Genomic DNA, 2,151 nt, shown 5'->3' on the forward strand with positions numbered 1-2,151 from the left:
GCCGCGAGAGTACAGGCCAAGGTCAGGAGCAGTCCCTCCGGTTGCCCGTTCATGGTCCGACTCTACGCGGGAGCGTATCTGCCCGCCCGTACTGCCCATGTTTAAATCGAGGGCTCAGCATCCTCCCAAGTCAGAGGCTTGCTTGAAGCTTATAGTTTGACAGTTAGGGCTAAACGTGGGATGGAACGACGGCAGCACCGCATCGGGCGGTCGGACGGCGGCATCCCCATGGGGTCGGCCTCTCCGCGGCGGCCGAACCTGGGTACGCAAACGGCGGGCCGGCCGCCCTAAGGCGACCGGCCCGCCGTCGTTCGTGGCTCAGTAGCGGTAGTGGTCCGGCTTGAACGGCCCGGCTGCGTCCACGTCCAGGTAGTCGGCCTGCTCCTTGGTGAGCTCGGTCAGCTCCACGCCCAGCGCGCCGAGGTGCAGGCGCGCGACCTTTTCGTCCAGGATCTTCGGCAGCACGTAGACCTGCTTGGCATACTCGGGCTCGCCGGTGGCCGAATCCGCGGCGGGCTTGCCGGCCTTGGTGAAGAGCTCGATCTGCGCGATGGTCTGGTTCGCGAAGGAGTTGCTCATGACGAAGGACGGGTGGCCGGTGGCGTTGCCGAGATTGAGCAGGCGTCCCTCGGAGAGCACGATGATGGAGCGTTCCTGCGCGGTGCCGGCGTCGAAGGTCCACTCGTGCACCTGCGGCTTGATCTCGGTCTTGCGCACGCCCTCGATCTTGGCCAGGCCGGCCATGTCGATCTCGTTGTCGAAGTGGCCAATGTTGCCGACGATGGCCTTGTCCTTCATCTTGACCATGTCGGTGGCCATGATGACGTCCTTGTTGCCCGTGGTCGTGATGAAGATGTCGCCCTCGCCGACGACCTTGTCCAGCGTGGTCACCTGGTAGCCGTCCATGGCGGCCTGCAGCGCGCAGATCGGGTCGATTTCGGTCACGATCACGCGCGAGCCCTGGCCGCGCAGCGCCTCCGCGGCGCCCTTGCCCACGTCGCCGTAACCGCAGACGACGGCGACCTTGCCGCCCATGAGCACGTCGGTGGCGCGGTTGATGCCGTCCGGGAGCGAGTGGCGGATGCCGTACTTGTTGTCGAACTTGGACTTGGTGACCGAGTCGTTGACGTTGATGGCCGGGAAGAGCAGCTGCCCCTGCTCGGCCAGCTGGTACAGGCGGTGCACGCCGGTGGTGGTTTCCTCGGTAACGCCCAGGATGCCGCTGGCCGTCCGGGTCCAGCGCTGCGGGTCGGCGGCCAGCGAGCGGCGCAGCACGTCGAGGATGATGGTGTACTCGTGCGGATCTTCCGGCGAGGCATCCGGCACCGCGCCGGCGGCTTCGAACTCCACGCCCTTGTGCAGCAGCAAAGTGGCGTCGCCGCCGTCGTCAAGGATCATGTTGGGCCCAAGCTCCGGATTCTCCGCGGCGCCCGGCCAGGTCAGGATCTGCTCTGCGGTCCACCAGTACTCTTCGAGGGTCTCGCCCTTCCAGGCAAACACCGGGACGCCCTGCGGGTCCTGGGGAGTTCCCGTGCCAACGACGACGGCGGCCGCGGCTTCGTCCTGCGTGGAGAAGATGTTGCAGGAGGCCCAGCGAACCTCGGCGCCCAGGGCGGTCAGCGTCTCGATCAGCACCGCCGTCTGCACGGTCATGTGCAGAGAGCCGGCGATCCGGGCGCCCTTGAGCGGCTGGCTGGCGCCGAACTCCTCGCGCAGGGCCATCAGGCCGGGCATCTCGTGCTCGGCGAGGCGGATCTGGTGGCGGCCGGCCTCGGCCAGCGAGAGGTCCTTGACCTTGTAATCGAACGACATGTGGGCTCCTGGGAAGTAGTGGTGCGGGGTCAGGCGTGCTTGGCGGGCGGGGCGGAATGCGACGTGCGGGGGTTCGCCTCCCGGGCCGCGGCCAGCAGGTCCGGCGGCAGCAGCAGCGGAATGCCCTGCTCAATCGGGTAGCGCCGCTTCACGCCGTCGGCGCCGGCAGCGGTGGCAACGAGTTCGCTGCCCTCCTGCATCAGCGGGCTGAAGGTGACGGGGCAGCGCAAAATGGCGAGCAGCTCGGGCGAAAGGTTGGCCATGGTGGTCCGTTCTGTTGGTCCTGGTCTGCCTACTGCGGCCCGCGCAGGACCCGCAGGTGCCCGCGCCGGGCCCCGC

The 2,151-nt window shown here is 67.7% G+C and carries 2 protein-coding genes; both read right to left on the reverse strand.

The window, feature by feature from the left end:
* Positions 1–318: 318 nt before the first annotated feature.
* Complete coding sequence (gene ahcY / locus D477_RS19250; protein WP_005274043.1) at positions 319–1,812, reverse strand: adenosylhomocysteinase; 1,494 nt, start codon at positions 1,810–1,812, stop codon at positions 319–321.
* Between the two features lie 29 nt (positions 1,813–1,841).
* Positions 1,842–2,075 (reverse strand): Trm112 family protein, encoded by a 234-nt coding sequence (locus tag D477_RS19255; RefSeq protein WP_005274046.1) that lies wholly within the window; start codon positions 2,073–2,075, stop codon positions 1,842–1,844.
* Positions 2,076–2,151 lie beyond the last annotated feature (76 nt).

The organism is Arthrobacter crystallopoietes BAB-32 (assembly GCF_000328305.2).
GTDB lineage: Bacteria > Actinomycetota > Actinomycetes > Actinomycetales > Micrococcaceae > Crystallibacter > Crystallibacter crystallopoietes_A.